This window comes from Streptomyces albiflavescens (genome assembly GCF_014645835.1).
In the GTDB taxonomy this organism is placed as follows: domain Bacteria; phylum Actinomycetota; class Actinomycetes; order Streptomycetales; family Streptomycetaceae; genus Streptomyces; species Streptomyces albiflavescens.
Window position 1 is genome coordinate 223593 of record NZ_BMMM01000008.1, and the last position, 21397, is coordinate 244989.

Annotated in this window: 17 protein-coding genes and 2 tRNA genes; 13 read left to right on the top strand and 6 right to left on the bottom strand. The window is 69.8% G+C overall.

All coding sequences use genetic code 11. The features are described from left to right. Positions 1 to 48: 48 nt before the first annotated feature. Complete coding sequence (locus tag IEY95_RS22950) at positions 49 to 606, bottom strand: CGNR zinc finger domain-containing protein (RefSeq protein ID WP_189187975.1); 558 nt, start codon at positions 604 to 606, stop codon at positions 49 to 51. A gap of 291 nt (positions 607 to 897) precedes the next feature. Beyond that, entirely contained in the window at positions 898 to 1311 is a 414-nt protein-coding gene (locus tag IEY95_RS22955) for an SsgA family sporulation/cell division regulator (RefSeq protein WP_003959770.1), read from the bottom strand. 191 nt (positions 1312 to 1502) lie between these two features. Between IEY95_RS22955 and IEY95_RS22960 the strand changes: the two genes are divergently transcribed. The 7 genes from IEY95_RS22960 to IEY95_RS22990 all read left to right on the top strand — a co-directional run bounded on the left by IEY95_RS22960 (position 1503) and on the right by IEY95_RS22990 (position 9893). Next, the gene (locus IEY95_RS22960; protein WP_189187976.1) at positions 1503 to 1937 is read left to right on the top strand and encodes a TIGR02611 family protein; all 435 of its coding nucleotides are present in this window, start codon (positions 1503 to 1505) and stop codon (positions 1935 to 1937) included. An 83-nt stretch (positions 1938 to 2020) separates the two neighbouring features. Then, positions 2021 to 2092: transfer RNA gene (locus IEY95_RS22965), tRNA-Val, on the top strand. A 1198-nt stretch (positions 2093 to 3290) separates the two neighbouring features. Next, complete coding sequence (locus IEY95_RS22970; protein WP_373294523.1) at positions 3291 to 4616, top strand: ABC transporter substrate-binding protein; 1326 nt, start codon at positions 3291 to 3293, stop codon at positions 4614 to 4616. A gap of 14 nt (positions 4617 to 4630) precedes the next feature. After that, on the top strand, positions 4631 to 5587 hold the full coding sequence (locus IEY95_RS22975; RefSeq protein ID WP_189187978.1) for a carbohydrate ABC transporter permease: 957 nt from the start codon (positions 4631 to 4633) through the stop codon (positions 5585 to 5587). Next, entirely contained in the window at positions 5584 to 6456 is an 873-nt protein-coding gene (locus IEY95_RS22980) for a carbohydrate ABC transporter permease (RefSeq protein ID WP_189187979.1), read from the top strand. The genes IEY95_RS22975 and IEY95_RS22980 overlap by 4 nt, the downstream gene beginning before the upstream one ends. A 19-nt stretch (positions 6457 to 6475) precedes the next feature. Further along, positions 6476 to 7066: a hypothetical protein gene (locus IEY95_RS22985; RefSeq protein WP_189187980.1), complete on the top strand. Its 591-nt coding sequence runs from the start codon at positions 6476 to 6478 to the stop codon at positions 7064 to 7066. Positions 7067 to 7157: 91 nt separating this feature from the next. Beyond that, positions 7158 to 9893 carry an exo-rhamnogalacturonan lyase family protein gene (locus tag IEY95_RS22990; RefSeq protein WP_189187981.1) on the top strand — a complete coding sequence of 912 codons (2736 nt, stop codon included), beginning with the start codon at positions 7158 to 7160 and terminating at the stop codon, positions 9891 to 9893. 230 nt (positions 9894 to 10123) lie between these two features. Here IEY95_RS22990 and IEY95_RS22995 read toward each other — a convergent pair whose 3' ends face one another. After that, complete coding sequence (locus IEY95_RS22995) at positions 10124 to 12628, bottom strand: SCO7613 C-terminal domain-containing membrane protein (RefSeq protein ID WP_229703251.1); 2505 nt, start codon at positions 12626 to 12628, stop codon at positions 10124 to 10126. A gap of 110 nt (positions 12629 to 12738) precedes the next feature. Between IEY95_RS22995 and IEY95_RS23000 the strand changes: the two genes are divergently transcribed. Continuing rightward, complete coding sequence (locus tag IEY95_RS23000; protein WP_189187983.1) at positions 12739 to 13185, top strand: SRPBCC family protein; 447 nt, start codon at positions 12739 to 12741, stop codon at positions 13183 to 13185. Positions 13186 to 13224: 39 nt separating this feature from the next. After that, positions 13225 to 13296 (top strand) — tRNA-Val (locus IEY95_RS23005). Between the two features lie 69 nt (positions 13297 to 13365). Here the strand turns inward: IEY95_RS23005 and IEY95_RS23010 are convergent. Then, on the bottom strand, positions 13366 to 14094 hold the full coding sequence (locus IEY95_RS23010; RefSeq protein WP_189187984.1) for a 3'-5' exonuclease: 729 nt from the start codon (positions 14092 to 14094) through the stop codon (positions 13366 to 13368). 170 nt (positions 14095 to 14264) lie between these two features. On the opposite strand from IEY95_RS23010, the gene IEY95_RS23015 reads away from it, so the two are divergent. The 3 genes from IEY95_RS23015 (at position 14265) to thrS (ending at position 18130) form a co-directional block, all read left to right on the top strand. After that, complete coding sequence (locus tag IEY95_RS23015; RefSeq protein ID WP_189187985.1) at positions 14265 to 14831, top strand: DUF4365 domain-containing protein; 567 nt, start codon at positions 14265 to 14267, stop codon at positions 14829 to 14831. Beyond that, the gene (locus IEY95_RS23020; protein WP_189187986.1) at positions 14828 to 16045 is read left to right on the top strand and encodes a hypothetical protein; all 1218 of its coding nucleotides are present in this window, start codon (positions 14828 to 14830) and stop codon (positions 16043 to 16045) included. The genes IEY95_RS23015 and IEY95_RS23020 overlap by 4 nt, the downstream gene beginning before the upstream one ends. A 105-nt stretch (positions 16046 to 16150) precedes the next feature. Continuing rightward, the gene (thrS, locus tag IEY95_RS23025) at positions 16151 to 18130 is read left to right on the top strand and encodes a threonine--tRNA ligase (RefSeq protein ID WP_189187987.1); all 1980 of its coding nucleotides are present in this window, start codon (positions 16151 to 16153) and stop codon (positions 18128 to 18130) included. 129 nt (positions 18131 to 18259) lie between these two features. On the opposite strand, the gene IEY95_RS23030 is transcribed toward thrS, so the two are convergent. Further along, on the bottom strand, positions 18260 to 18916 hold the full coding sequence (locus IEY95_RS23030) for a potassium channel family protein (RefSeq protein WP_189187988.1): 657 nt from the start codon (positions 18914 to 18916) through the stop codon (positions 18260 to 18262). A 67-nt stretch (positions 18917 to 18983) separates the two neighbouring features. Here IEY95_RS23030 and IEY95_RS23035 point away from each other — a divergent pair, with 67 nt between their 5' ends. Further along, a complete protein-coding gene (locus IEY95_RS23035; RefSeq protein ID WP_189187989.1) occupies positions 18984 to 19547 on the top strand; it encodes an HIT family protein in 564 nt (187 codons plus the stop codon). 56 nt (positions 19548 to 19603) lie between these two features. Here the strand turns inward: IEY95_RS23035 and IEY95_RS23040 are convergent, their stop codons facing one another. Further along, a complete protein-coding gene (locus IEY95_RS23040) occupies positions 19604 to 21271 on the bottom strand; it encodes an AbeC-like domain-containing protein (RefSeq protein ID WP_189187990.1) in 1668 nt (555 codons plus the stop codon). Between the last annotated feature and the right edge of the window lie 126 nt (positions 21272 to 21397).

Consider the following 21397-nt stretch of genomic DNA (forward strand, 5'->3'; position numbering starts at 1 on the left):
CCGTCAGTCCGCCACCTCCTCGTGCCGAGCGTGGCGGGGATACGTCCGTCAGCCCGCCGCTTCCTTCCGGCGTGCCCGGTACGCGGCGACGTGGAGGCGGTTCCCGCAGGTGCGGCTGTCGCAGTAGCGGCGGGAGCGATTGCGGGAGAGGTCGACGAAGGCGCGCCGGCAGTCCGGGGCCTCGCAGCGGCGCAGCCGCTCCTGCTCCCCGGCGACCACGAAGAAGGCCAGCGCCATCCCGCAGTCGGCCGCGAGATGGTCAGCGACGGAGGCACCCGGCGCGAAGTAGTGCACATGCCAGTCGTAGCCGTCGTGGTCGGTGAGCTGGGGTGTGGTGCCCGCGGCGGCGACCAGTTCGTTGATCAGCGCGGCGGCGGTCCGCGGGTCGTCGGCTGCGAAGATCCCGGAGAACCGGTCGCGAACCCTGCGCACGGCCGCGAGATCGTGCTCGGACAGCACGCCGACATCGCTGATCTCGTGCTTTCGTACGAAATCGGCGAGGGACGCGACATCCGCGAGCCCGTCCGTCGTCGGCTCCTCCGGCGCGGTGTTCACCAGATCCACCACGGCGTCGAGGGCGCACCGGGTGTCGTGGGTGATCAGCACGTTTCGCTCCCTGGCCTGGGGGGTGGGGCGGGCGCCCGCCTGATGCTGGCCGATGGTAGTGGCTTCGCGGGGCGCAGAGCGGTCGCGGGGGAGCGGTGAAGCGGCCACGGGCGGGCCGGGCAGACACATCGGCGCCGCCGCCGCGGTGGTCCGCGGCGCCGGCGCCGATGTTTGTGCCCTATGCGGTTGTGCCCTATGCGGTTGTGCCCTATGCGGTTGTGCCCTATGCGGTTGTCTAGGCCCGAGCCATCTCCCCGAGTGGACGGCGCCGGGCGGCTCTGTGATGCCTCGCTAACTCTCCGCCAGGATGTGTGAGAGCTCCGTGTCGAGATCGAAGTGCCGGTGTTCCGTGCCGGGGGGCACGGCGGCGTCTGTTCGCTTGAGGAACGACTCCAGGGCCCGCGCCGGGGCCTCGAGCAGTGCCTCGCCCTCCGGGGAGCTCAGGGCGATGCATACGACGCCCTGGCCATGGCTACGGGACGGCCAGACTCGGACGTCGCCGGTACCGGTGGGCCGGTGCAGGCCCTCGGCGAGGAGGTCGCGGGCGAACACCCACTCGACGGTTTCCTCGGCTCCGGTGTGGAAGGTGGCGTGCACGGCGTAGGGATCGGCCGTGTCATACCGCAGTCCTGCGGGAACAGGCAGTGAGGACTCGCTCGACACAACGAGGCGCAGGTGCAGCTCGCAGCTGACCGTGGTGTTCATAAGCGCCAGGGCCTTTCGCTCAGTGTGCGCTCGGGGATTCGCACGTCGGCGAAATCGACATGCCACCTACGGTGCCGTTGTAAACCCCTCTGAGTGTTTTGCGTGCCTTTACGTAACTCATCCGGCCGAGAGACCGTTCGCCGGATACGGCCATTCCGGTGACTGGTTTCTCTCGGGTAGGGTTTGGCCGTATGAATACGGGGAGTGACGGGCCGGGCGAGGTTGCCATGGCTGACGACGGAGCGAAGGGTGAGCGAGCGCTCGGTTCGCGAGCGCCGGAATTCATCAAGGCGCGCCGCGCGCTGCACCTGAGCTGGCAGGTGGGCGTTTTCATCGTGGGGCTCGCGGTGGTCGTCGCGGGCGTGATCATGCTTCCGCTTCCCGGGCCGGGCTGGCTGGTGATCTTCGGCGGCATGGCGGTCTGGGCGACCGAGTTCGTCTGGGCGCAGTTGGTGCTCCGCTGGACGAAGCGCAAGGTCACGGAGGCGACTCAGCGGGCGCTCGATCCCAAGGTGCGGCGTCGCAACATCATCCTCACGACCGTCGGCCTGGTGATCGTCGCGGCCCTTGTCGGCGTCTACGTCTGGAAGTTCGGCCTCGCGATGCCCTGGAACATCAAGGAGTGACGGAGCCCGCTCAGGCGCCGCTCTGAGGCTCTTCGGCTGGTCGAAGCCATCCCCTGACATGGGGTAATGTTCTTCCTGCGCCCGGGCGATTAGCTCAGCGGGAGAGCGCTTCGTTCACACCGAAGAGGTCACTGGTTCGATCCCAGTATCGCCCACGTATGCGAGAGGCGACCGTGGTCCATGGAATGCGTGGACCACGGTCGCCTTCGTCGTTCCCGCGCGCGTGGCGGGCTGTGCCGCGGGGCGTTGAGGCCGTGGGAGCGCCGGGGTGTGCGGGCGTGGTGTTGACCCGCTGGGAGCACTGGAGTTGACGTCGGTCGGAGGCGTCGAGGGGTTGTCCGGGCCACGGAGTGCCGGTGCCGGGACAGTTGCTGACGTGGAAGCCTGACGGCGCGCGTTGTTGAGACCTGGAAGCCCGACGGTCTGCCTTGCTCGGACGTGGTAGCCCAGCCGTCCGCCGCGCTCAGGCGTGTAAGCCCCACGGTCCGCTGTGCTCAGGCGTGCAAGCCCCACGGTCTGCCTTGCTCGGACGTGGACGCCCGACTGTCCGCCTTGCGCAGGCGTGGAATCCCGACCGTATGCCCTACTCAGACGTGAAAGCCTGACGATGCGCTACGGCCGCCGGTGCCGGAGTCGGCGGGCGCCCGCAGGGGGCACCGAGGCCGGCGCCGTCGCACCCCTTCGAGAGAACGGACTACTGTCCGACGACGTCGGCGGGCGAGTGCACGACGACCTCGCATGGCCTTCGAGCAAGCGGGCGGGTGCCCGACGACCTCGCATGACCTCCGAGCCGACGGGCTGCTGTCCGACGCCGCCGCCGATCGCCCGCCGTCCTGCGCCGAACTGGGCTTGACCGGCGTGGGCCGACAGGCCTCCGGCATCCGCTGTCGATCCCTGTGAACACCCTCTCCGCGCACGGACCTTGAGCCCGACTCGGGTCATCCGAGGTGCCCGGCTCTCGCTTCGGCTGATCCTCTCGGGTGTCTCCGGCCCTGTTCGAGTTGAGCCCTTCGCCGTGTCCCGCCCCCCTCCGAGCCGAGCCTGTCGCGCAGCTCGCCCGGCTCCGCCGCAGCCCAGGCCCCCGCCGCTCACCCTCAGTTCCCCACCTCCGCCCAACCCCCGCGACCCGCAGTACTTTTCGGCCCCGCTCTCACCCCGCTCGACGCACCGCATCACGTCCGACAGTTCGACCGCGCGCCTCCGACCTGCGCATTCGCACCCTCACACGCGAGCCGCCACCCCGTCCCCGCCGCCGTGCGGCCAAACCGCATCCCATCAATTCCTGTCCGAATCATTGACGTGCCCGAAAGCCCTCCGTACCTTGTGCCAGCAAGCGCTTACTTGAAACGATTCATGCAGGCGGCGACGACGTTGCGGGGAGGCCCGACTGTGGGAAACAACGGGAGTGTCGAGAGGCGGACGGTCCTCAAGGCGGCCGGAGCTTCGCTGGCCACGCTGGGACTGGCCGCGACGACGGGTTGCGGCGGGGACGGCGGCAGTTCCGGAGATGGGACGGTGACGCTCCGTTACGCATGGTGGGGCGGCGAGCCGCGCACCATCGCCATCAAGAAGACGATCGCGCTCTTCGAGAAGAAGTACCCGAAGATCAAGATAAAGCCCGAATTCACCGACTACGAGGCGTTCTGGGAGAAGTTCCAGACGCAGGCCTCCGGTGGGAATCCGCCGGACGTTTTCCAGAATGCGGTCGGATTTCTTCGCAAGTACGACAAGCGCGGCGTTCTGATGGATCTCAAGACGCAGGCGGACGCGGGGAATCTGAGCCTGGAGAACTTCCGCAACGGCGTTCTGGCGAACGGTCAGGTCGACGGCAAGCAGATCGGCATCCCCGTCGGTGCCAACACCATGTCGCTCGTCATCGACCTCAAGGCCTTCAAGAAGGCGGGCGTGGAGCCGAAGTTCGGCTGGACCTGGGACGAGTACTTCGACGCGCTGCAGACGATCCAGGACAAGCTGAAGATCGCCGGTGACACCGGCTACTTCGCCATCATGTACCTCTACGACCTGTACCTGCGTCAGAACGGCAAGGCCTTCTTCTCCGACTCCGCTCTCGGTTTCACCGAGGACGATGTGACGCAGTGGTGGGAGGACGGCTACAAGCGCGTGAAGTCCGGGCTGGTCGCCGACCCGAAGAAGATCGAGCAGGTCAAGCCCAAGTCGGGCCTGTCGGCGGGGCTCGCCGCCTCCGAGTTCACCTGGGACAACTTCTCCATCCGCTACGAGGGCGAGGGCGAGTCGGACTACGGGCTCGCGCCGATCCCCACCACGGACGGCAAGCAGACCGGCCAGTACCTCGGTTCGCTGATGCTCAGCGCCTTCTCCGGGACCAAGCACCCCAAGGAAGCCGCCCAGTTCATCGACTTCATGGTCCACGACCCTGAGGTCGGCAAGATCATGGGCTACGACCGCGGCATCCTCGCCACGACCGAGCAGTACGAGGCGTTCACGCCCACCGACGCCAACAACAAGGGTGTCGCGGCATACGAGGACGAGGTCGCCAAGGCGGGCGTCCTCGGGAAGATCACCCCGCACCCGTCCGGCGCCGACATCATCGAGGCGGCGTTCCTGCGCATCGGCGGCGAGGTCGCCCAGGGCAAGACCAAGCCGGCCGACGGTGCGAAGACGCTGTTCAGCGAGGCCAAGGCCGCGTTCGCGGGCTGAGGGGACGTACCACCATGACGCTCGTCAAGGAAGCGTCCGTGCGCCCGGCCGGGAAGCGGTCCGCCGTTCCCGCCGCCGGGCGGCGCGGGCGGCGCCGCGAGAACCTCGCCGGTTATCTCTTCATGTCGCCGTGGATCGCGGGGTTCCTGCTGCTCACGGCGGGGCCGATGATCGCGTCGCTGTACTACGCGTTCACCAGCTACAACCTGTTCACGCCGCCCCAGTGGGTGGGGCTCGACAACTTCACGACGATGTTCCAGGACCCGCGCTGGCAGAAGTCGGTGCAGGTCACGCTGAAGTACGTCGTCGTGGCCACCCCGCTGAAGCTGCTGCTCGCGCTCGGTGTCGCGCTGCTGCTCGCGCAGAAGCGGCGCGGACAGGGCCTGTACCGGGCCGCGTTCTACATGCCCTCGCTCATCGGCGCCAGCGTCTCCGTCGGCTTCGTCTGGCGGGCGCTGTTCTCGGACGACGCGATCGTGGATCGTACGCAGAAGGTCTTCGGGCTCGACGTGGGCGGCTGGATCGGCAACCCGGACTACGTCATCTATGCCCTGGTGGCCCTGAGCATCTGGCAGTTCGGCGCGCCGATGGTCATCTTCCTGGCCGGTCTCAAGCAGGTCCCGCGGGAGCTGTACGAGGCCGCCGAGATGGACGGGGCCGGTCCGATCCGGCGGTTCTGGAACATCACGCTGCCGATGATTTCCCCGGTGCTGTTCTTCAACGTGCTGCTGGAGTCCATCCACGCGTTCCAGGTGTTCGGCTCCGCGTACGTCGTCTCCGACACCCGGTGCGGGCCCGCCGACGCCACACTCGTCTACACCTGTTACCTCTACCAGAAGGGCTTCAAGGAGGCTCAGATGGGCTTCGCCTCCGCGATGGCCTGGACGCTGGTGGTCGCGGTGGCGCTCGTCACGGCGGTCCTGTTCTGGTCGCAGAAGAAGTGGGTGCACTACGAGGAGGCCGCCAAGTGACCAGTGCCACCAACCCTGTTGTGCGTACTGCGGGCGAGCGACGGCGCACCGGATCGATCGCCTGGCACGTGGGCGCGCTCGCCGTCCTCGCGGTCGTCCTGTATCCCGTGATCTGGGTCGTCGGTGCCGCGTTCAAGCCGAGCAAGGACATCATCGCCAGCATCGACCTGCTGCCCGCCAAACCGGTCTGGGCGAACTTCTCCGGGCTCGCCGACGGCATCTCCGGCATCTCCATCAGCAGCTTCTTCATGAACTCGCTGATGTACGCGGTCCTGGCCGTGGTCGGTGTCGTGGTGTCCAGCTCGCTGACCGCGTACGCCTTCGCCAAGATCCGGTTCGCCGGGCGGAACCTGCTGTTCACGCTGATGATCGGCACGCTGCTGCTGCCGTATCACGTCCTGCTCATCCCGCAGTATGTGATGTTCCGCAAGCTGGAGTTCATCGACACGCTGGTGCCGCTCGTGGCCGGCAAGTTCCTGGCCACGGAGGCGTTCTTCGTCTTTCTGATGGTGCAGTTCATGCGTGGGCTGCCGCGCGAGCTGGACGAGGCCGCCAAGCTCGACGGCTGCGGGCACCTCAGGACGTACTGGTCCATCGTGCTGCCGCTGTGCCGCCCCGCCATCATCACCAGCGCGATCTTCACCTTCATCAACGCGTGGAACGACTTCATGGGGCCGTTGATCTACCTCAACACCCCCTCCAAGTACACCGTTTCGCTCGGCCTGATGATGTTCCGCGACCAGGAGGGCATCTCCAACTACGGCAGCATGATCGCGATGTCGCTGGTGGCACTGGTGCCGGTCATCGCCTTCTTCATGGCCTTCCAGCGGTACCTCATCGACGGTATGGCGACGTCCGGACTGAAGTAGGGAAGCTGAGGCGGTCACCATGGCGCAAGCGCGTGCAAAGGCTCGTAAGGAGTCCGTGTTCGGCGAGCGCTTCGCGATCTTCGCCGAGGCTCTGCTCACCGGCGTGTGGATCGCCGTGGCCTGCCTCGGGGGCGTCACCTACCCCGCGGCCTTCGCCGCCGGCGCACGGCATCTGCGGCGTCGTACGGCCCACGAGGGCGGTGGCTGGCGGGAGTTCGCCGCGGACTTCCGGGCGGCTCTGCGCGGGGGGTGGGTCGTCGGGCTCGTCGGCTGGGCGGTGGCCGCCGCGGTCTGGGTGGACGTGCTGGCCGCGCGGGCCGGCATTCCCGGCGGGCCGTTCGTCGGGGCCGTCGGCCTGTTCGCGCTGATCGGGCTGGCCGTCGCGCTGTTGCGGGCGGCGGCCGTCTGGACGCCGGGCGCCTCCTGGCGGGCGCTGCTCGCGGACGCCGGGCGCCGGACCGTGCTCGACCCCGCCGGGTCCTTCCTGGTCGTCGGCGGGCTGGGTGTCGTCGCCCTGTCCGCGTCGTTCATCGCGCCGCTGGCGGTTCCCGTCCTGGGAGCCGTCGCGGCGGCGGCCGTCGCTGTGGAGGAGCGGCACCGGCGCCGCTGACCGGCGGTCTCTCACCAGGTGGGCGCTCCACGTGAAGCGCCGCACCTCTCTCTGTCATGCCCCTGACTTCCCCGCACGGAAAGGAAAGGCCATGTCCCCCATTCCCCGCAGGTCCCTTCTCAAGGCGGCCGCCGTCGCCGGAGCCGCCGCCCAGTTCAGCTGGGCGCTGGGCAGTACGAACGCGCAGGCCGCCCCCGGAGCGGAGGCCGCGGACGCCGACCCCGTGACCCTCGACTGGCTGGAGAACGGTGGGCTGGGCGCCGCACCCGGCTCCACCCTCGGCGTGCCCTGGCCCAAGGGCACCTACCAGGAGGACCAGAACTTCGCGCTGACGGACATGGACGGCAAGTCCGTCCCCGTGCAGTCGTGGCCGATCGCCTACTGGCCGGACGGGTCACTCAAGTGGACGGCCCACGCGGTGAGTTCGGGCTCCGGCAAGCTCACCTTGAGCGCCGGTGAGGCCGCCGTACCCGACAAGAAGGTCACCGTCGACACGAGCGGCGGGACCATCGACGTCTCCACCGGTGTCATCACGGCGAAGATCGGCAAGGACGGCTCCACGCTCGTCAAGTCGGTCACCCGCGGCTCCACCGAGATCGCCAGGAACGGCAAGCTCGTCCTGATCCGCCAGCCCGAGATCGAGGACGAGGACCAGGGCTCGGTGAAGACCGAGCGCTTCGACGGCGCCATCTCGTCGGTCACCGTCGAGCAGGAGGGCCCGGTCCGTGCCGTCGTCCGCATCGACGGCAAGCACCACAAGGGCGACCGGAGTTGGCTGCCGTTCTCGATCCGGCTGTACTTCTACGCGGGTGCCGACTCCTTCCGCATGGTGCACACCATCACCTTCGACGGGAAGCAGGAGCCGGGGAAGGCGAGCGGCGACTTCGTCCGCGGGCTCGGCGTCCGCTTCACCGTGCCGATGCGAGATGCCTCGTACGACCGCCACATCCGCATCGGCGGCGACGGGACCGGTCTGCTGCGCGAGGCGGTCAAGGGCATCACCGGGCTGCGCCGCGACCCGGGCGCGGCCGTGCAGGCCGCCCAGTTCGCGGGGGAGAAGCTGCCCGACCCGTCGACCTGGGACCAGCGGGTGACCACCCGGCTCCAGTACATCCCCGAGTGGGGCGACTACACCCTCGCCCAGCTCTCCGCCGACGGCTTCACGCTGCGCAAACGGACGACGAAGGGGTACGGCTGGATCGGCGCGGGCGGCGGACGGCGCGCGTCGGGCTTCGGTTACGTCGGCGGTCCGAGCGGCGGATTCTCCTTCGGGCTGCGGGACTTCTGGGAGAAGTTCCCGGCGCAGCTCGACATCCGGGACGCCCACACCGACGAGGCCGAGGTCACCCTCTGGCTCTGGTCGCCCGAGGCCCAGCCCATGGACCTGCGCTTCTACCACGACGGCATGGGCCAGGACACCTACGCCGAGCAGCTCGAAGGCCTCAACATCACCTACGAGGACTACGAGCCCGGTTTCGGCACCCCCTACGGCATCGCCCGCACCTCCGAACTCCTCTTCTGGGCCAACGAGTCGACGCCGACCCCCGAGAAGCTCGCCGAACAGGTCGAAGCGGTACGGGTGTTGCCGCAGCTCGCCGCCCCGGCGAAGCAGCTCATCAAGGCGAAGGTCTTCGGCCCCGGCCTCTACTCCGAGCCCGACCGCACCACGCCCGCCAAGGCGAAGATCGAGGACCACCTCGACTTCCTCTTCACCTATTACAAGGACCAGGTGGAGATGCGCCGTTGGTACGGCTTCTGGGACTACGGCGACATCATGCACTCGTACGACCCGGTCAGGCACCAGTGGCGATACGACGTGGGCGGCTATGCCTGGGACAACTCCGAGCTGTCGCCCGACCTTTGGCTGTGGTTCGCGTACATACGAAGTGGCCGCTCGGACATCTTCCGCTTCGCCGAGGCGATGACCCGGCACACCGGCGAGGTCGACGTCTACCACCTCGGCCAGTGGGCGGGCCTCGGCACCCGGCACGGCGTCCAGCACTTCGCCGACAGCGCCAAGCAGCAGCGCATCGCCAACACCACGTACCGCCGCTACTACTACTTCCTCACCGCGGACGAGCGGGTCGGCGACCTCATGCACGCCAACGTCGACTCCGACGAGACGTTCCTGGTGCTCGACCCGATCCGCAAGATCCGCACCGAGCCGTACACGCCCGACCGGCATGCGCTGTCGATCGGTTTCGGCACGGACTGGAGCGGGCTCGTGTCGGCGTGGCTGACGGAGTGGGAGCGCAAGGGGCCGAAGTGGGAGAAGGCCAAGGCACGCGTGCTGTCGACGATGGAGACCATCGCCGCCCAGCCCAATGGATTCGTGCAGGGCAGCGGGCTGTACGACCTCGACACGGGCAAGTTCGCGATCGCCACGACGCCCGTGGTCGGCGTCTCGCACCTCTCGGCGGTCTTCGGGCTCAACGAGCTGTGCGCCGAGCTCATCGACCTCGTCGACATGCCGAAGTTCAAGGACGCGTACCTCGACTACTGCCGTTACTTCAACGCCACCAAGGCCGAGCAGGCCGCACGCTACGGCTCCCATTTCGGCACGCTTCTGCTCTTCCAGGGGCACTCGCGCCTCGACGCGTACGCCGCCGTACAGACCGGCGACGCGAAGCTCGCCACGCGCGCGTGGAGCAAGTTCTACAACTCCGACGGCTACACGGAGTCCTCGCCCTGGAAGACGGAGAAGCTGAGCGGTCCGGTCACCCTGGTGCCGGGCAGCGAGGCCAACTGGGTCTACACGAACGACACCGCGCTGTACGGCCTCGCCGCCATCGAGAACCTGGCACTGCTGGGCGACAAGATGCCGTAGCCGTACGCCCTTCGAGGACGTGCCAGGGCCTGTCGTCACATTCCCGTCGTCGCCCGAAGGGCGGCCCTGCGGCGTCTGGTGCGTGCTCTCGGCGTGCCGGGCGGAAGTCCTCGTACTGGACGTACTTGGGCTTTCGCCCGGTGCGGCGAGTGGGGGCACCTCCCACGCCCTTAAGGCAGTGGGGGAGCGTGCCAGGCGTCGCGGGGCAGACGGGAATGTGACGACAGGCCCTAGTCCATCCTTCCCAGCACCTCCCGCACCCGCCGCGCGTCGCGGATCCGCTGCTCGTACGTCGCACCCAGTGCGAGCAGCAGCAGACCGGCGAGTGCGGGAGGTACCCAACGGGGCAGCGCGTCGACCACCTGCACGATGTACGGGGCGAGTTCGTGCAGCGCGTCCAGCGCGAGCACGGTGCCGCCCAGTACGAGCGGCGCCTGGAGACGGTTCCGGGCGCCCACGAGGGTGACCAGGAGCGCCGCCGCGCCGAGCAGCAACGGACGCGACCAGTGGGCGTCGCCCCACGCCGCGAACAGGCTCGGCACGAGTGTGGCGGACAGCCCCGGTCCATACGCCGTCCACGACGAGACCTGGGGATCCTTGCGGCGCCTGACCACCCCCAGCAGCAGCGCCGGGACGGTCACCGGGAGGGTGTACGCCTCCGGGGAGTCGATGCCCCAGGCCGCCAGACGGACCCAGGTGGCCGACACGAACAGGGCGGCGGCCGCGTATCCGACGGAGCGTCGGTCCTCCCGTACGGCAGTGCCCGTGGCGATCACGCCGCAGAGCGCCAGCACCAGGGCCAGCATCGGGGGATCGGTGACCGTGAGCGCGATGGCGAGCAGACCCGCGACGGCTCCCGTCACCTCCACCGGCACGGCCACGGACGCGGCGTTCAGGCGCGCCGCGAGGAGGGCCGCGCCGACCGGCACCACGAGGACGAGCAGCGCGGTGTGCTGCGGCAGCCAGCCGAGGGAGCCTCCCGCGGCGCAGGCCAGGGCGGTGGTGTACGCGAGAGAGGCGGGCGCCGCGATCGGGCCGAGCCCCGGGCGCCACGCCGCGGCCGCGAACAGGACGGTCAGTGCGGCGAGGACGGTGAGGGTCGCACCCTCGGTGGCCAGCGAGAGGAATGCGAGGCCGAGGGAGGTGAGGAGGGCCAGCAGGAGCGGGGGCGCCTGGGTCCGGGCCGCGCGGGCGGCGCACACCAGAGCGGCCACCGTCGTGAGACCCTGCGCCGACAGACCTGCGACGTAGGGGAGTTCGAGAGCCGCGGGGAGCACGAGCACCGTAGCCCAGGCCAGCGTCAGCGCGCAGGTCAGGGCCTGGGGACGCCAGGCGGCGGCGCGGACCGCCACCACGAGGACTCCGGCGACGAGCGCGAGGACGAGGGGTGCCGTGGCCGCGTCGGCGGGCCAGGGCAGGTCCGTCGTCACCGCGTCCCGGGCGGACGTCGGCGCGCCCGACCAGATCTTCTCTGCCCAGCCGACCGGGCCCAGGAGGGCGATGGCGACCAGCGGCAGCGCCCACACCACCGCCACGGCCTGCACGGACCCGGAGGCCCAGGCCAGGCCGCGTCGCACCGGCTCGGGCAGGCGGGTGCGTACGGCGGCCAACAGGGCCATGCCGCACGCCAGATGGCCGGGAACCGTCCATTCGTCGGGCAGCGACGGGCGCAGGACGCCGCCGAGCGCGGCGACGGTGATGAGTCCGCCCGCCAGGGCGAGGCCGGTCGCGGCGTTCGGCTTCGGGGCGTGCCAGGCCGCCGCCAGGGCGATCGCCGCGGCAAGGAGGAGGAGCGCCGCCGCACGGGCGGCGGCGCTCGGGCCGGAGGCTGTCCAGGACAGCCAACCGGCGGCAAAGGTGCCCCAGCCGCCCAGCCCGTACGCGCCGACGGCGGCGACCACACGGACGGACGTCACGGGGATGCGCAGCGCGACCAACGCGTCGAACGCTGCCGTCACCAGCAGCGCGGCCGTGACGGTGCGGGCGCCCGCGTCGGCCGCCGCCGCCCAGAGGAGCAGCGGGAGCTGGGCCGCGGCCACCGCGGTGGGCAGGGGCAGTCGCAGGGGGAGCGTGGGGAGACGTACGCCGGTGGTGGCCTCGCGCTCTCCGGCGCCTGTGGTGTCTGTCCGCTCTCCCGCACGGGTGGTGCCCGTCCGCGGTCCGGCAGGCCGGTGCAGCGCGCCCACGGCGAGACCGTACGCCGCCCACACCACGGCCAGCACCGCCGACGCGATCGCCGCGTACCCGAGTCCGTCGGTGTCCGTCAGTGCGACCTCGTGCAGCGCGTAGACATCGAGGACCGTCAGCGCGAGGCCGAGTCCCGCCACCGACTCGGCCGTAGAGCGCAGTCCGCGGCCGAGGAGGAGCACGGGCGTACCGAGCGCGGCCAGCGTCACCGCGCCGAGAACCAGTGCCCGCCCGGCGATCCCGAGGTGCCCCCAGCTGACGACCGTGAACGCGACGGCGGCCACGGTCAGCAGGATGCCGCCGAGCAGCAGGAGCACGTTCTGGACGCCGGGTGCGGTGGTCTCGGGCCGACGTACGGGGACGGCCTGGGGTGCGGGGACGGCGCGGGGTACGGGGACGGCCTGGGGCGCGGGCTGTGCGGGGGCCGGCCGCAGGGCCGCGACCAGCCAGGCGCGGCGTGCCAGCAACAGGGCTCGGCGCGCGTCGAGTTGCCGCAGCTCGGCGTCGAGGAGTCGCAACTCCTCGGCCGGGGGCGGGATGTGGGTCATGCTGCGGAGTGTGGTCCCGGTCACGTTCGCCGGCATGAGTGCGCGTACTCAGGACGTACTCAGATCCGCGGACGGGCGCACTCGGTACCGAGGGCGGGCACACTCGGTCCATGGACTGGAGCCATTACCGCTTCCGCAGCGTGTGGGACCTGGCCGCGCCGCCCTCCGCCGTGTACCTCGTGCTGCAACAGGCCGAGCACTATCCCCGCTGGTGGCCCCAGGTGCGCGAGGTGATCCCTGTCGACGAGCGCAGCGGGGTCATCCGGATCCGCTCGGTGCTTCCGTACGACATGACGTTCACCGGGCGGGAGGTGCGGCGCGACCCGGCAGGCGGCGTCCTGGAGATCGCGATGTCCGGCGACATCGACGGCTGGGCGCGCTGGACGCTCACCGCGGACGGGCCGGGCACCCGTGCCCAGTACGACCAGGAGGTCGTGGTGAGCAAGCCGCTGCTGCGGCGGTTCGCCGTACCGGGGCGGCCCGTCTTCCGTGCCAACCACGCGCTGATGATGCGGGCGGGGCGGCGCGGACTCAGGGCCTACCTGGAAGCGGTTTGAACGAGACCCGCCGGGACCTGTATGGTTCAGTGCGTTCCCGGGCGATTAGCTCAGTGGGAGAGCGCTTCGTTCACACCGAAGAGGTCACTGGTTCGAACCCAGTATCGCCCACCCGGAGAAGACCGGTCCGTCACAGACGGACCGGTTTTTCTGTGCTCACGGACCGATGTCTCCGTTCCTTCACGCCGCTGCCGCGGGAAGGTCCGGACGCAGCGGCCAGGCCGGATCCACCGCCTCCTCCGAGCCGCTGCGCGCGAACCAGGCCTGCAGTCCGCGTGCCTGTGCCGCGTGCCACACCGCTTGCAACGTGTGTAGCTCGGCCGGGGTGAGCCGCTCCAGGCGGGCCGCGAAACGGCGCCCCACCGCGCGTACGACCTCCATCGCGGCCAGCGCGTCGGCCGCCGCGTCGTGCGCCCCCTCCAGGACCACGTCGTAGTGCGCGCACAGGTCGGTGAGGGTGCGGCGGCCCTTGCGATAGCGGTCCAGATGTTTGTCTAGGACCCGGGGGTCGAGCACGCGCAGCGGCGTCGTCTCGAACCAGCGGTCCAGGGAGGAGGCGCGATGACGCCGCAACTCCCGGTCCAGCAACGTCAGATCGAAGGGCGCGTTCATCACCACGAGCGGACGGCCCGCCGCGGCCTGTTCGCCCAGCTCCCGGGCTATCTCGTCCATCACCGGCGACGGCCAGCGGCCGTTGCGCTGCAGATGTTCGTCCGTGAGCCCGTGCACTGCCGTCGCCCCCGCGGGCACCGGCACTCCCGGGTTCACCAGCCATCGGGTCACCCGCGGACGGGAACCCGGGGCATCCTGGACGACGACGGCGGCCGACACGATCCGGTCGGTCTCGACGTCCACGCCCGTGGTCTCCGTGTCGAACGCGGCCAAGGGGCCCTCGTACCAGCACGTCATACGTACACAACTCCTTGTTCACCCACGGCAGCTGACGTACCGTCTTCTGCCCGTTTGGTGATACCCGGGCTGTTTGCGCCGTACGCCGGGGGGAGACAACAGAGGTACGGGTCTTTGCAGTTCAGCGGCCCGTCGCGGGGAAACACTTGGTTTGGAAGGCTGTTGGACTCATGGCACTCGCGCAGCCCGAACGGGGCGGGCTGCTGCCCCAGCGGACGGCACCCCATCGCGGCACACTCGCCACCACCGCCTGCATGGAGACCTTGCAGGTGGGCTACTTGCACGCCGTCGCGGCGGCGGCGGGCTGCTCGCTGTCCCAGCCCTTTCCGGACAACGGCATCGACTGGCACGTCAGCCACAGCGCCCCCGGGCACACGGTCGACGACGAAGTCACCATCAAGGTGCAGCTCAAGTGCACGTACCAGATCCCGCCGAACCCGCCGGGGCCCGCCTTCTCCTTCACGCTCGACAACGAGCATCTGGCGAAGCTCGCCCGCACCCCGGTCTCGGTGCACAAGATCCTGGTCGTGATGCTTGTGCCCAGGTCCCAGGACGACTGGCTGCGCGCCAGTCACGACCGACTCGACCTGCGGCACTGCTGCTACTGGACCAACCTCGCCGGGCACGCCATCACCGGCCGGCGCAGGACCACCGTCCGAATACCGACTTCCCGGATCTTCGACGACCGGGCGCTCTGCGAGATCATGACGCGGGTCGGGACGGGAGGCAGACCATGACGCACCGCCCGATCGACGAAGCCCTTCGGCCGGTCAGAGAGCATCCGGCCGAAGCCCTCTGGAACGAGCCGCCCGCGCCCGGGCAGGTCGACCCCGCCGTGCTCAGCGCCCTGCTGCAGCGGCACGGCTGGCAGCGGCGCGGAGGCGCGCCGGGACGGTACGGCCGGTGGACCCCACCCGGGCCCGGTGGCGGCGGCACCAGCCTGCTGGTGCCGGAGAGCCGGGCCTTCCCCGACAGCGACGACCTGCTCGGCGAGGCGCTCGTCGCGCTCTCCCGCAGCGGTTCGCCATCCGCGCGCGACGTGCTCGTCGCGCTCGCCGTGCCCAGCGACGAGATCCGCTGGTGGCGCGACGTCCCGACCGGGCCGGTGGGCGCCGCGCCCTGGACCGTCGAGGAGCAGCTGCGTGCGGCCGCCCGCCAGATGCTGCTCGCGGGCGCGCTGGCCACGCGCGCGCGTGCGGGCTACTACGGTGCCCGGCACCGCAGGTCCGCCTCCGCCTCCCTGGAGAACGTCCTGGTCGGCGCCGAACCCGGCGGGCGCAGACTCACTGCCTTCGTGCCCGTCGACACCGGGCGGCCGATCGCCGTCCGCCTGCACCAAGCGCTGTACGCCGCCCGCGAGGCCATCGACTACCAGCGGGCCACCGGCGGCATGGACGCCTTCGACGCGGCCGTCGAGGCGGGCGTCAGCCACGAGCTCATGGAGGCCCTGGTGGCCCTCGTCCGTGGCACCGAGGGCGCCCGGATCGCTGTCGAGTGGGCGCCCGCCGCCGGTGTCCCCGAGGGCGGTGCGACACCCGCCGAGCCCGTCGAGTTCTCGCCCGGCGACCTGCCCGTCCTGCGCGAGGCCGGAGCCCGCTATCTGCGCGAGGAGCCGTCCGTGCCGGTACGGCTCACCGGCGCCGTGGTGCGGATGCGCAGGTCGGGGCCGCGCGGCGATGGCACCGTACGGCTGCGGGTCATCGCGGGCGCCGAGGTCCCGCACGTACGCATGACGCTCGACGAGGAGGCGTACCGGATAGCGGGCCATGCCCATCTCGTCGGACTGCCGGTGCGGGTGCACGGAAGGCTGGAGAGCCGCGGCGGCTTCCGCAGGCTCACGGACGCCTCCGGAGTCGTACCCGTGCAGGTGGACGAGGCCGAGCGGGACCGGCTGATGAAGTCGCTCCAGGAGAACCTGGACTTCTTCGAGGAGGCGTGCAGCGGGGACTGAGGTGGGGCCGTGGATATCCGTTTCGCGAACGGGACCCCGGGCTCGGTACGATTCCTGTCTGCGTACGCGAGTCGCGGCGCGCCCACCTTCAGGCAGGAGAGTCCGGTGTCAGACGTCCGTGTGATCATCCAACGCGATTCCGAGCGGGAAGAGCGCGTGGTGACGACGGGCACTACGGCCGCCGACCTTTTCGACGGCGAGCGCACCATCGTCGCGGCCCGCGTGGGCGGCGAGCTCAAGGACCTCGCGTACGAGCCGAGGGACGGCGAGACCGTCGAGAGCGTGGAGATCTCCTCCGAGGACGGCCTCAACATCCTGCGCCACTCCACCGCACACGTGATGGCCCAAGCCGTGCAGGAGCTCTTCCCCGAGGCCAAGCTGGGCATCGGCCCGCCGGTCAAGGACGGCTTCTACTACGACTTCGATGTCGCCGAGCCGTTCACGCCCGAGGACATCAAGCGCATCGAGAAGAAGATGCAGGAGATCCAGAAGCGCGGGCAGAAGTTCTCGCGCCGGGTCACCACCGACGACGCCGCCCGCGAGGAGCTGGCCGGCGAGCCCTACAAGCTGGAGCTCATCGGCCTCAAGGGCAACGCCGCGCAGGCCGCCGAGGGTGCCGACGCCGAGGTCGGCGGCGGCGAGCTGACGATCTACGACAACCTCGACGCCAAGACCGGCGAGCTGTGCTGGAAGGACCTCTGCCGCGGTCCCCACCTGCCCACCACCCGGAACATTCCGGCGTTCAAGCTGATGCGCTCGGCCGCCGCGTACTGGCGCGGCAGCGAGAAGAACCCGCAGCTCCAGCGCATCTACGGCACCGCGTGGCCGACCAAGGACGAGCTGAAGGCGTACCTGGACTTCCTTGTCGAGGCGGAGAAGCGCGACCACCGCAAGCTCGGCGCCGAGCTGGACCTCTTCTCCATCCCGGAGGAGCTGGGCTCCGGCCTCGCGGTCTTCCACCCCAAGGGCGGCATCGTCCGCCGAGAGATGGAGACCTACTCGCGCAAGCGCCACGAGGACGCGGCCTACGAGTTCGTCAACACCCCGCACATCTCGAAGGAAAACCTCTTCGTGACGTCCGGGCACCTGCCGAACTACGCGGACGCGATGTTCCCGCCGCTGGAGTTCGACGGGCAGAACTATCGCCTCAAGGCGATGAACTGCCCCATGCACAACCTGATCTTCAAGGCGCGCGGCCGCTCCTACCGCGAGCTGCCGCTGCGGCTCTTCGAGTTCGGCACGGTCTACCGCTACGAGAAGTCGGGCGTCGTGCACGGCCTGACCCGCGCCCGCGGCTTCACGCAGGACGACTCGCACATCTACTGCACCAAGGACCAGATGGCGAGCGAGCTGGACTCGCTGCTCACCTTCGTCCTGGACCTGCTGCGCGACTACGGCCTGAACGACTTCGAGCTGGAGCTGTCCACCCGCGACGACTCCCCGAAGTTCATCGGTGAGAACGCGGAGTGGGAGGAGGCCACCGACGCGCTGCGCCAGGCGGCCGAGAAGCAGGGCCTCCCGCTGGTTCCCGACCCGGGCGGCGCCGCGTACTACGGCCCGAAGATCTCCGTCCAGGCCAAGGACGCCATCGGCCGCTCCTGGCAGATGTCCACCATCCAGGTCGACTTCCAGCAGCCCAAGCGGTTCAACCTGGAGTACACGGCCGCGGACGGGTCCAAGCAGCAGCCGGTCATGATCCACCGCGCCCTGTTCGGTTCGATCGAGCGCTTCTTCGCGGTGCTCCTGGAGCACTACGCGGGCGCGTTCCCGGCGTGGCTGGCGCCTGTCCAGGCGATCGGCATCCCGATCGGCGACGCGCACGTGCCGTACCTGGCGGAGTTCGCCAAGAAGGCCAAGGCGGCCGGACTGCGCGTCGAGGTCGACGCGTCCTCCGACCGCATGCAGAAGAAGATCCGCAACGCGCAGAAGCAGAAGGTGCCCTTCATGGTCATCGCGGGCGACGAGGACATGACGGCCGGCGCCGTCTCCTTCCGCTACCGCGACGGCTCGCAGGAGAACGGCATCCCGGTCGACGAGGCGATCGCCAAGATCGTGCAGGTCGTCGAGGAGCGCGCGCAGGTCTGACGCCCACGGTTCGAGGCGTACGGTCCTGAAGGCATACGGTCCTGAAGGCATACGGCGTTCTTCCGTTCTTCCGACACGTACGTGATCCGTTTCTTCCGACACGTACGTGATGTGAGGCCCCCGGAGAGCTCAGCTCCCCGGGGGCCTTTCGTCGCCCTCACGGGAGAACACCTGCAGCAGCCACGACGAGAACGACCCCGTCACCGCGCCGAGCAGCGCCAGGCCGCACCCCATCAGCCCCACTGCGATCGTGCGCCCCATCGTTGTCACCGGTGTCACATCGCCGTACCCCACCGTCGAGAGCGTGGAGCAGGTCCACCACACCGAGTCCCCGAAGGTCAGGATCGTGGCGTGCGGTGCCGCGTGCTCCACCTGGTAGACGGCGAGGGCTCCCGCGAAGCCGATCAAGGAGACCGAAAGACTCGAGTAGACGATCACGCGCGCGTGCAGCGCGAGCCGGGGCTGTCCATGACGGCGCTGTACGGCCTCGTAGACCTTGACGACGCGCAGCGGGCGCAGCAGGGGAAGGACGAGCACCAGGGTGTCCAGCCAGTGCGTCCGTACGAAGCGGAGGCGCTGCCCGCTCAGCCGCCAGCGCACCGCGTAGTCGACCCCGAACAACGCCCAGGCGGCGAGCATCGCCGCCAGACAGGCGTCCCGGACGGCAGCGGGCAGACCGTGACCCAGGACCAGCACCGTGTACGAGGCGAGAAACACCAGTGCGGTCACGGCGAGCGTGACCTCGGTGCGCCGCTCCCAGCGGGCCTGTGGGCTGTCGTCGTCCATCGCCCCAGCTTGGCCGGGGGCCCTTTTCGGCGGCACCCGCCGACACGCCGCGAACGGGCGAAGTCATATGCTGCACAACATGACGAGTGAGCCGGAGCAGCAGATCGGAGTGGGAACGCAGGACGCGTTCCAGCGCTTGTGGACGCCCCATCGGATGGCTTACATCCAGGGCGAGAACAAGCCCACCGGCCCGGGGGCCGACGACGGCTGTCCCTTCTGCTCGATCCCGGCCAAGTCCGACGAGGACGGGCTGATCGTCAAGCGCGGCGAGCAGGTGTACGCCGTCCTCAACCTCTACCCGTACAACGGCGGCCACCTCATGGTCGTTCCTTACCGCCACGTCGCCGACTACACGGACCTGACGGACCCGGAGACCGCCGAACTGGGCGAGCTGACCAAGCAGGCCATGACCGCGCTGCGCACCGCCTCGGGCGCGCACGGCTTCAACATCGGCATGAACCAGGGCACGGTCGCGGGCGCCGGCATCGCCGCCCATCTCCACCAGCACATCGTCCCCCGCTGGGGCGGCGACACGAATTTCATGCCGGTCGTGGGCCACACCAAGGTCCTGCCCCAGCTCCTGGCGGACACCCGCAAGATGCTGGCGGAGGCCTGGCCGACGGCTGCCTGATCCCGGCGGGCGTCTCCGGTGCCCTGCCGGGCACCGGAGCTCGGCCGACGAAGGCGCTACGCGTCGTACAGGTCAGCCTTCCGAGGCATCGGGTCCTGGACCGCCGTGCTGAGGAACGCGGAGCGGGTGCCGAACTTCTCGGTGTTGACGCCGTTCTCCTCCAGAACCCTGATCGCCGCGGCGTGCACCACGCGCAGGACCGGCGTCGCGGCCCGCAGCGCGTCGTCCGCCATGAAGCGGTGCCGCCACGGCTGATCGGCCCAGGCGTGCCGCAGCCCGAAGGGCTCGGGCAGCGTCAGGGTCCCGCCGAGCCAGTTGAGGAACGGCGGATACCAGGTGAAGGGCGCCCGCGCCGTGAGCCGTACCACCTCGTCCGTGGTGACCAGCGGCAGATTCACCTTGCGGGTCTCCCAGAACTTGACGGCCTTCGCGACCTCCTTGGTCGGCGCCTCCGGCTTCGTCGTGAAGAGCGGGTTCACCGGACCCAGCGCGTGCCCCGTGACCTCGATGCGCAGTGTCTCGTGCAGCACCGTCACGGTGATCAGCATGGTGATGATCAACTGGCCGTCCCAGAGCGTCCATTGGACCCCGAGGTAGTGCCGGTCCCCGCTGCCGAACTGCTGCTTGTTGCAGATGTCCTGTATGGCGTGGGTCTTGATCGTGTACGCGTCCACGTCCGTCCCGGCCGGCCGGGACACCGCCTTCGCGTTCTCCCCGATCGGCGTGACGACCCAGTGCTTTATCGAAGGGGCGGGGAAACCACCGGTGTTGAGCGGGCCGCGCTCCAGCATGCGCAGCTGGTCGTGGATGGACCGGATGACGTCCCAGCTGCGGAACGGGTGGATCTCCTTGTCCGCGTCGCGCGCCACCAGGTCCTCGGCGAGCTGCCAGGCGCCCCAGCGGGTGCCCATGCCGAGTATGCCCTTGGGGCCCGCGTAGAAGACCGAGTTGGACTGCTGCTCGGCGGTGAGCCGGGCAAGGGACTGGCGCAGCCGCTCTGCCGCCGTCTCACCGGGACTGCCGGGCACGGCCTCGGGGATCTTGGCGCCGATGCCGCCGCCGGACAGCAGGCTGTCCCAGCGGTCGCGCAGGTCCTTGGCCGTGCGCTCGCAGATCTGCTTGGCCCAGAGCCAGCCGACGACGGGGAGCAGGATCGCCGCGCGCGCGTACCAGGCCCAGAAGCCCGTGAACGGCATGCGGATGAGGAAGAGCACGGCGAGGGCGCCGACGGCGACGAGGAGCGTGGTCGCCAGGGCGGAGGCGCGCTTGTCCTCGCGCTTGGCGATCTGGGTGCGGATCTGGAAGACCAGCAGCCAGACCAGCAGTCCGGGCAGGAAGAGCAGCCCGCACAGCACCATCACGGCCGACAGCCAGTTGTCGCGCTCCCTGCGGATGCGGTTCGCCGCCAGGCAGTGCTCGACGACGACCTGCGGCTCGGTGCCGAAGGACTGGATGAGCGGCTTGCGGCCCACGCCCAGCATGCGGTCCTGCACGGCCCGTGCGAAGGCCTCGCCCAGGTTCGGCGCGAACAGCTTGATCTTTCCGGGCTTGACGGTGGACTTGTGCCAGTCGTTGTCCGCCTTGAGGATCTCCTCGACCGCGTTGTCCCGGTACGCCGCCGAGGCCAGGGCGAAGGTCGCCGCCGTCTGGCCCGCGGAGCCCGAGAGCGGCACTTGCGCCCCGGGAGTGAAATCGAAACCGTCGAATGCCACTTCCGCCCCCATCGCCGCCGCGCCCGCTCCTGCGGCCTTTCCCGACTTCCCTGCCCCGCACACCTGTTGATCAGGTCATCGTCTTGATCAGGTTCTCAGAGTATCGGCCGCGACCGACATTCGTCGGCGGACGGCCGA